This window comes from Leptolyngbya sp. AS-A5 (genome assembly GCF_039962495.1).
Classification (GTDB): domain Bacteria; phylum Cyanobacteriota; class Cyanobacteriia; order Leptolyngbyales; family Leptolyngbyaceae; genus Leptolyngbya.
On sequence record NZ_JAMPLL010000070.1, the window covers coordinates 1 to 8,497 of the forward strand.

Below are 8,497 nucleotides of genomic sequence, written 5' to 3' on the forward strand. Positions count from 1 at the left end.
AGGATTGGCGAGAAGTCGCCTGCTTGAAAACTGCTGTGTAAAATTAAGCGATGCTAGCGATCAAGGGATGATCGTGCCCAATTTTGATTGACATCGGTTAAGTTGACAATACCGCGAGAAGTCGCCTGCTTGAAAACTGCTGTGTAAAATTAAGCGATGCTAGCGATCAAGGGATGATCGTGCCCAATTTTGATTGACATCGGTTAAGTTGACAATACCAATTCTCGAAACTGTTTTCTGAGGGAGAATAAATGCTCTCAAGTCCTCATAATCCTTGATAAACATCCAGCCTCGCATGGTAATCATTGCAGAAAGTCCGCGAAGCTTGGCAAAATCTACAAGCTCAATACCACGCTGAATGAAAACAGCATATAAATCTGCTTTGCTAATTGAATAATGTTTCTCGATGTATCTCCGATGCTGCATTTTCCCTGCACCTAAATAGGGCGGGTTTGCGATGACCAAATCATATTCACCTTTTCTGACTAATTGAATGAAGCGTACTCCAGCCGCAAGCTGTTCTCCTCGTAACCGCAGTCCCAAATCTTCGCTGCTTGTTCGACGATTAAGGAACTCAACAAGATTCTCGAAAATAGTTGCTTCAGCTTGCTCGTCTGAAAAGCTAGGTTTAGCATCTTCGCTGACTGTTTCACCAATCTCTAACTGACGTGGCTCAAATTGTCTTCTATACTGAGCTATTGCTTCTTGAACAGCTTCATCAATTTTAAGAAGTGAGCCTAGGTAATCCGCTTGGCTGATGGCTTCAAGAATGATATCTGCCATCTCTTCTGACAGATCGATTTCCTCTTTTAGCGCCTGCTTCAAGTCTAAAATTGCTTGATCATTTTTTGGGAGCGATGCTATGCCAAAATTGGAGGCAACTAAATTAACAATGCTAGGCGCAGCATCTTTAGCGTATGTTTTTGCTTTCAAAAAGACAGCAGCAGCAGCAATCTGAACTGCGCGAGGATCAATATCTACACCATGTAAGTTTTCTTCAATGATCCATTCAGCAATCTGCTTTGGTTCCCAATTCTTACATAAGTGACGAGCTTCTTCCTCATAAAATGCAGCCAGCACCGTGAAAGCAATAATCAAAAAATGTCCTGAGCCAACAGCCGGATCAAAAATTTTGAGCGATCGAATACTCTCCGGAATTGCTTCAACAAATTCATCTGATGGCTCTTGTGGCATCCAATATTTCCAGCGATGCTCCTCTTCTGTCAAAATCGGCATCACTTCTTCTGGACTTACAATCCCCGCTTCTCGCTTTTCTCTGCCCCATCTCATGACTCCTGGTGCTCTCGCTTTTGGAGTCATTGTCCCAACAATCAATCTCCCAATTCCGCTCCTAATAACCCTTTCAGCTTCTTCCCCTCAACCTCGATGCGCATCCTGTGAGGTTAACGGGGATAAATTCCGTGTTACGCAACAGTTCTCTAATTGGTGCGTTCTAGAAACTGTTTGCCACAATCCTTACATAGATAGCGTTGCTTGTTGTAGCGATGTCCGTTCTTCGACAAACGGTCAGAATGACAGTAATGACATTTCATTACTTTTATCACTTTTTCATCCATTGACTTTGGCTCTACATAGGGTGCGAGATAGGCGACTAGCAAGGCCTTGAGTTCTGCGTAGCGAGATCGCCGTTTACGCTCCTCTCCCCTCAAAGCTTGCAGCAGTAGGGCGTTGTAACACTGATGAACTGTTTCGGCCAGGCACTCACTCTTCTCAATGGGCAATGCCGGATTCCACTGCCGCAAGAAGTCTGCATATTGCTCAATCAACTGATGATTGAATGCCTCATCAAAGAGCACGAATAGCTGAGGTGCCACAAAATATTGAATATAGACCACACGAGGAATCGGGTCTTGAAAATAGGCGATGTGAGCTTCTACCAGGCGATCGACAAACTCGACAAACGGTCGCCTCAGATTCGCAGACTGCAACAGTTCCCTGTTCAGTGTTATCACGTTTTCCATATGCTGGGCTTCTAAGGCGTGAAAGATGGCAAGTTTATCGGGAAAGAACTGGTAAAGCGAGCCGATCGCCGTTTTTGCTCTGGCAGCGATCATGTGAGTGGTTGCTGCTTCATAGCCGACTTCTACAAACACCTCGGCAGCCGATCTCAGAATTTGCTCGACCCGCTGCTGGCTGCGCTGCTGCTTGGGCTGTCGTCTAAGGGGCGTAGGATGCGGTTGTGATTCTACCATTGGTGACTGAAAAGCTTCCTTGACAAAGATGAATAACTTGTCGTATTTTCAAAATGAAACATGAAAATTCTGTCATAATTTTACCCTATGTCACCCATCCTTCCTGGCGCTCCCTGGCTGGTTGCTCATCGCTCAATATTGGGCATCAACCAGCCCCACAAAATTTCCTTAAATGGACAGGACTATGTCCTCTGGCAAAATTCTCAGGGAGAGGTATTTTCCCTTAATAATGTGTGTCCCCACATGCAGGCTCCGCTGTCGGAGGGTTGGGTCTGTCAGGAACGAAACACCATTACTTGTCCGTTTCATGCGCTGGAGTTTGACGGGCAGGGAAGGCTACATCAAGCAGGGAAAGTGGCAGCGCAGCCGCTAATCACCCCGCTGAAATTAGTGATTCAGGGCGATTGCATCTGGACGTACGGTGGCGTGAGTGCCAAAATTCCTGTTCCTGACTTAATTGAACGAGTGAGCCAAGGCATGACTTTCTTGGGCATTGCTGGAGAAAAGAGTATTCGGGGCACCTTTCTGCACAATCTGCTGATCAACTACGATTACAACCATCAGAACGGGACTCATCGAGAGCTCTTTGGCATCAAAGCCAATCGCATTCCTGTATTTGAGCAGGAGGGCTACTGGGCAAAGGTTGTGCAGGAACTTGATCGACAGGATGTGACGTTCGGAGACATCTGCCGCAACCCGGTGATTCTCTCGGCACCCAAGACCTACACTGGCACACTGGAATATGCGTTTCCAGCGCTGACTACCTTTAAAGCTCGCTTTCCATTGGGCGAAATTTTGCAAGTGCATGTGCTGTATCCTGAAACCGCAACCTATACAAAAACCTTTGTTCTGGTTTTTGCCAAATTCAATCATCCCGTGTTGAAACCTCTGTTAAAGCGATCGATATTGAGTGCGGTAGCAACAGTTGTGGAACAAGATACGCGAGCGATCGAAACTTCTTATCCGCGTCAGCCTGCCAAGATTCGCTTACCGAACGAGGAGATCATGTTTCATGCGGAGAAACTTTACTGGGAATGGTGAGATCGAGTCGTGATTAAAGCAATCTACTCGAAATCGGATTGGGTTACTTACCAATTGGGTTACTTACTATTTGTGTCAAACACCAACAAAAGCTGACGCAGCAATTTCGTCAATGTTTGAGCTTCCGTCTTCGTAAACTGTTCTAGAAATTGTTTTTCTTGTTCAAACAGAACAGGCATGACGGTGTCTGTCAGTTCAATCCCTTTGGGCGTAAGTTGCACGCTAACGCTGCGCCGATCTTCTGGATCGCGAATGCGAACAACCACCCCATCTTGTTCCAGACGATCGATCCGGTTCGTCATCGCCCCTGATGAGAGCATTAACAGTTCATAGAGATCGGTTGGTTTAAGTTGATAGGGCGCTCCTTGTCGTCTCAGCGTCGCCAACATATCAAACGACCAGACATTTAACCCATATTCCGCTAGGACAGATTCTCGGTGCTTTTCCAGTAAACGAGCAATCCGCAAAATTCGCCCTGTCACCGCCAGAGCCGAGACATCTAGCTGCGGAGATTCGCGTTGCCATTGTTCCAAAATTTTATCAATGCGATCGTAGTTCATGCAGTCATTATATCTTGACATCGAGATTCTTGACTTTTACCTTTGCACTAAGTATCTTGATATAAAGATAAATTTGGTTCCGAATCTTTTCCTGGTTAGTTCCAGATTTCGGGATTTTCCTCGCTGCAATTCATTCACCCACTATTTCAGCTATGAACTTCTTCCCTCTGTTTCGATCTCGGAGCCTCTGGTTTCGCTGTCAACTTTGCCTGTATCTCTTGTTGTCGCTGCTGAGTGGTGCGTTGTTACCGATTCAAGCCAGCATGAATGCACAGTTGGCACGATCGCTAGCTTCTGCTCCTCTGGCAGCGAACGTTTCTTACCTAGTTGGTTTTTTGGCATTAGCAGCTTTGCTACTGACACAACGGTTTGGTCATCCCGATTGGTTGGCTTTACCGAAAGCGCCCCATTGGAGTTTGGCTGGAGGGCTGTTTGGAGCCTGGTACATTGCCTCCAGTGCCTATTTCATCTCTATTTTAGGCGCGACGTTAACACTGGGATTCGTTGTGTTGGGGCAGGCGATCGCAGGCATGATTGCTGACCATTTTGGTTGGTTGGGACTGCCCCAACACCGTCTCACTCGCTATCGTCGCATTGCCATTGGGCTGTTTATGGTTGCACTTTTCTTTCTCATTCAGTAGTTCATTTCCTGTGCAGTATGGATATTTTATTCGCAATTGTTGGTGCAGGCTCAGCAGGTAGTTTTTTAGCGATCGGCTCAGCAGCAAATGCTCGCTTAAAGCAAACGTTACGTTCTCCGATCGCAGCAGCAGCGATTAATTTCTTAGTTGGGTTCGGTATCTTAACGCTCTTGATTGCCTTAGGGCTGTTCAAATCGCCTAATCTTCAACAGTTCGCTAACGTTCCTTGGTGGGCGTTTTTAGGGGGGTTGTTGGGTGCTACGTTTGTCAGTTTGAGTACATTGACTGTCCCGAAACTCGGCTTAACGACAGCGACATTAGCAGTAGTTTGTAGCCAAATGATCATGTCTCTCATCATTGATCAGTTTGGTTGGTTGGGTGTCCCGACTCACCCGCTCAATTTCTCTAGAGTGTTTGCCATTGCTGTGCTGAGTGTGGCGATCGCACTAACTCAACTCGATCGCCAACACTCAAATTAGTCTGGTTCAAAACCATTTTTGCATTTAGTCAACCCTATTGAAAAAGTACCATGCAACTGTTAGAAATTCAGTCTAGTGTTCGCCAAGACAGATCCGCTTCCCGTACTCTGGCTTCCAAATTTATTTACCAGTGGCGGTCGTTGCATCCCAACGCTCAATACCAACTGCGAGATATCGGACAGCAAACTCCTGCCCTGATTACCTCTGATTGGGTTATCGCCAATTTAACTCCCTCAGAAAACCAAACTGACGAAACAAAGGCATTGTTAGTAGAATCAGATACCTTGATCGCTGAACTGTTTAACTCCGATCGCATTGTGCTGGGAGTTCCCATGTATAATTTTGGCATTCCGGCCCATTTGAAAGCGTATTTTGACAATGTGATTCGCGTGGGTTGTACTGTCCTGTACAACCGCGATACCACAACCTTTAATGGCTTGCTCACCGGAAAGAAGGCTCTCATTATCAGTTCGCGTGCTGGTAGCTATGCTGCCGGAACACCCGCGGGCGAAATGGATTTTTGTGCACGCTACCTTCAGTTCATCTTAAATTTTCTAGGCATTCAAGATGTGGAATATGTTGAAGTTCCCTATCAAGGAATGGGAGGCGAGATGCAGCAACAAGCAACCGAAACTGCGATCACTCGTTTGATAGAGTTAGCCAAAACTTGGTAATGGACAGCCCAACCCCTTACACCGGAGGGATCTCATGCAATGGCTCAATGAACCGACTGAATGGTTTCATTCAAGCAATCGACTGATCGTTAAAACCTCTCCCAAAACAGACTTTTGGCGTACGACCCGCTATGGTTTCATTCGCGACTCAGGTCACTTTTACTTCGATACCTTTAACACTGATTTTGTAATACAGGTCGGCATTCGTGGGAACTACAAAGACCTCTATGATCAGGCTGGGATCATGCTCCGAATTGACGAAAACCATTGGATAAAAGCTGGCATTGAGTTTGTCGATGGAGTACAAAATTTAAGCGCTGTCGTTACGCACGATTATTCCGACTGGTCGATTATTCCGCTACCTAAGCCCCCCGAAGTCCTACACCTACGAGTCGAACGTCGCCGGGAAGCCATCCACATCTCTTACCAAGACGACACTTTAGACTACAGGCCGTTTAGGTTGACCTACTTACCCAGCGATAAGATTCAAGCGGGCATCATGTGCGCTTCTCCAGATGGCAATGGCTTTGAAGCATCTTTCGAGGGCTTTCCATAATGGCAGAGATGAATCGGTGTAATCTGCGATCACGATTGTCCGATGTGATTGCCTTTTGCGATCGATGGGAGTTAGATGAGGGGGATCTGTACAAAGCGTTAGGTGAGTTGCGGAAGAAGGGCATTGTCGTGTCGATTTCGAGCCAGCTGAACCTTCAACTTTCCTAAGTAGATCTGAAGCACTCCACACGATCGAACTTCTGCTGTGTGCGGCAGCTAACCAAGATTTGGAGAAGTGACTTCGATGATCATCTTCGCATTCACCTGCCATGATCCAAGTCTCGTTCTCCATGAATCACCTGACTCTGTTGGCGTGCAATGGGTTTACGGTAGGTTTTGCTGAAATCCCTAACGTACTATGCTGAGGGAACACATGCTGGGGTCAAAGTTAAACGACTGAGAAAAGCATCTTGACACTCAGAACCAGCGAGATCATGGCGAATATCTTTTTCAAGAAAGTCTCAGGCAACCGATGAGACCATCGAGTTCCATAGGGAGCTGCAATAGAACTTGTGCTCGATATTGCTACAAATGCTGGCACATAAATGAAGCCAAGGGTGTAAGGAACGCTCAACGTTTGAGACCAACCACTCATCAGGTACCCAACTGTCCCTGCAATCGCCAGGGGAAATCCAATGGCAGATGCCGTTCCGATCGCCTTTTTCATTGCTACATTCTTATAGCTGAGGTAAGTGATTGTCAGAAAACCGCCCCCAACCGCAGCCAGAGCAGATACCGATCCAATGCCAGTCCCTGCTAGAAATAAGCCATGGAATTTAGTCGACTTCTGGTTCGCTTTCGGTTGCCAATTCAGAAACATCTGACCCGCGATCAGGGCCATAAACAGCGCAAAAAATACAGCAATATAAGCTGAGTTGACCTGGGCCGCGATGCGGGTAATTAGAAAGGCACCCACCATAATGCCGGGTGTCATTCCATAAACCACCTTCCAGACGACAGTTCCTTGAGCAGCATGGGCGCGGATACTTGCGATCGAAGAAATGATCATGCAAGCCAACGACGTGCCTAATGCCAAATGAACCACATTATCTGCACTCACACCCTGGTAACTGAAACTGGATACCAGCAAGGGAACGAGGATTCCACCGCCCCCCATCCCCAGCAAGCCTGCCATAAAACCGACAAAGAAACCTAACAGGATGTATACCAACATCCATTCAATGCTCAGCATATTAACCTCATCCTTCAAAATTTTTGGAGCAACCAAACCGTCTCAATTGACGCAACTTTCCCCTTTAATCCGCCAGCGACATCCTTGCTTTCAGCGTGCTTCAGTTGATAAGCCGCCGCATAGTGATGGGTTACTTCTACTTTGCTGACTGAGAATGGGGGACCATCCATGAGTTGTTGATCATATTCGTAACAAATTAGCAACTGCGGTGCTACGCTGGTGATTTCCATCAAGTGCGACGTGTATTGATTCCGCATGGTTGCTGGCATTGCCACCAACGCCGCTCGGTCATAGACGGCATCAACTTGTCCAAGAACTTTAGCAGACACATCAAAAATATCACCGACAAATAGGTCGATATCTTTTGCACAGTAGCGAGCTAATTTCCCAAGCTTGGAGATGGTTGGCTCCACTCCTAGATCGCTAAACAATTCGTTAATCGCCAGTTCGCTCAATTCTGCACCGGCAACTCGATACCCGCGAGTAAGCAACCATGCAATATCACGGCTCTTTCCACACAAGGGTAGAAATACACGGCTGCCCTTCGCCAAATTTAATTGATCAAAGTGTTCGATGAGGAATGCGTTTGCCTCACTTTGGTGAAACCCAATATCCCCTTTTTCCCATTTTTGATGCCAGAAACTTGCGTCCACATCCATTTCCTCGCGGCTTAAGTAGCAATCACACCCCACAAACTGAATAACGTCCGTCTTGCTTTAAGGTGTGTTTGAAGCTACGATACAACTTCAAGTCAACTTGAAGTCAAGCAGTCGTTGCACAAAGAAGATGATCGATATTACCGAAGGCTCAAAAGCTTCTGGATTACCGGCCTCAACGCTACGATTTTATGAGGAAAAAGGGCTCATTCAGTCAAGTGGTAGAAACGGGTTACGGAGGCTGTTTGATGCCAGTGTTATAGAACGGCTCGCAGTGATTTCATTGGGACGTAGTGCTGGTTTCTCACTGGATGAGATAAGTGAAATGTTTACGCCTGAAGGGCCTGAGATCAATCGAGCGCTAATCTTAGCGGGTATTGTCAACTTAACCGGAGATGTTCAAAATTGAGCACAATTATCCCGCAATCGCTAGGTTCGCTCAATTTACGCAGCAGTTTGCAAGCAAGCGACTTCTCGCCAATCTTG

11 protein-coding genes and 1 pseudogene are annotated in these 8,497 nt (G+C 46.6%); 7 read left to right on the forward strand and 5 right to left on the reverse strand.

Annotation, left to right across the window (positions count from 1 at the left end; all coding sequences use genetic code 11):
- Positions 1-159 precede the first annotated feature (159 nt).
- Together NC980_RS25855 and NC980_RS25860 are read right to left on the reverse strand one after the other, a co-directional pair.
- The gene (locus NC980_RS25855) at positions 160-1,236 is read right to left on the reverse strand and encodes a DNA methyltransferase (protein ID WP_242026801.1); all 1,077 of its coding nucleotides are present in this window, start codon (positions 1,234-1,236) and stop codon (positions 160-162) included.
- 203 nt (positions 1,237-1,439) lie between these two features.
- The gene (locus tag NC980_RS25860) at positions 1,440-2,213 is read right to left on the reverse strand and encodes a TetR/AcrR family transcriptional regulator (protein ID WP_190376564.1); all 774 of its coding nucleotides are present in this window, start codon (positions 2,211-2,213) and stop codon (positions 1,440-1,442) included.
- An 87-nt stretch (positions 2,214-2,300) separates the two neighbouring features.
- On the opposite strand from NC980_RS25860, the gene NC980_RS25865 reads away from it, so the two are divergent.
- The gene (locus NC980_RS25865; protein ID WP_190376565.1) at positions 2,301-3,254 is read left to right on the forward strand and encodes a Rieske 2Fe-2S domain-containing protein; all 954 of its coding nucleotides are present in this window, start codon (positions 2,301-2,303) and stop codon (positions 3,252-3,254) included.
- Between the two features lie 59 nt (positions 3,255-3,313).
- Here NC980_RS25865 and NC980_RS25870 read toward each other — a convergent pair whose 3' ends face one another.
- Entirely contained in the window at positions 3,314-3,814 is a 501-nt protein-coding gene (locus NC980_RS25870) for a MarR family transcriptional regulator (protein ID WP_190376573.1), read from the reverse strand.
- A 152-nt stretch (positions 3,815-3,966) separates the two neighbouring features.
- Between NC980_RS25870 and NC980_RS25875 the strand changes: the two genes are divergently transcribed.
- Genes NC980_RS25875 through NC980_RS25895 form a run of 5 tightly spaced genes read left to right on the forward strand, consistent with a single transcriptional unit; the run spans position 3,967 to position 6,331 of the window.
- Entirely contained in the window at positions 3,967-4,455 is a 489-nt protein-coding gene (locus NC980_RS25875) for a DMT family transporter (RefSeq protein WP_190376566.1), read from the forward strand.
- 17 nt (positions 4,456-4,472) lie between these two features.
- Complete coding sequence (locus NC980_RS25880; protein ID WP_190376567.1) at positions 4,473-4,934, forward strand: DMT family transporter; 462 nt, start codon at positions 4,473-4,475, stop codon at positions 4,932-4,934.
- 50 nt (positions 4,935-4,984) lie between these two features.
- Positions 4,985-5,608, forward strand: a complete 624-nt coding sequence (locus tag NC980_RS25885; protein WP_190376568.1) for an NAD(P)H-dependent oxidoreductase — start codon at positions 4,985-4,987, stop codon at positions 5,606-5,608.
- Between the two features lie 34 nt (positions 5,609-5,642).
- Positions 5,643-6,164: a DUF1349 domain-containing protein gene (locus NC980_RS25890; RefSeq protein WP_190376569.1), complete on the forward strand. Its 522-nt coding sequence runs from the start codon at positions 5,643-5,645 to the stop codon at positions 6,162-6,164.
- The gene (locus tag NC980_RS25895) at positions 6,164-6,331 is read left to right on the forward strand and encodes a hypothetical protein (protein ID WP_190376570.1); all 168 of its coding nucleotides are present in this window, start codon (positions 6,164-6,166) and stop codon (positions 6,329-6,331) included. The genes NC980_RS25890 and NC980_RS25895 overlap by 1 nt, the downstream gene beginning before the upstream one ends.
- Positions 6,332-6,551: 220 nt before the next feature.
- Here NC980_RS25895 and NC980_RS25900 read toward each other — a convergent pair whose 3' ends face one another.
- Both NC980_RS25900 and tmpT read right to left on the reverse strand, forming a co-directional pair.
- Positions 6,552-7,355 carry a sulfite exporter TauE/SafE family protein gene (locus tag NC980_RS25900; RefSeq protein ID WP_190376571.1) on the reverse strand — a complete coding sequence of 268 codons (804 nt, stop codon included), beginning with the start codon at positions 7,353-7,355 and terminating at the stop codon, positions 6,552-6,554.
- A 14-nt stretch (positions 7,356-7,369) separates the two neighbouring features.
- Positions 7,370-8,008, reverse strand: coding sequence for a thiopurine S-methyltransferase (tmpT, locus tag NC980_RS25905; protein ID WP_190376572.1), 639 nt, complete (start codon positions 8,006-8,008; stop codon positions 7,370-7,372).
- Positions 8,009-8,144: 136 nt separating this feature from the next.
- Between tmpT and NC980_RS25910 the strand changes: the two are divergent.
- A pseudogene (locus NC980_RS25910) lies at positions 8,145-8,381 on the forward strand (MerR family transcriptional regulator); the annotation flags it as partial.
- Positions 8,382-8,497: the final 116 nt, after the last annotated feature.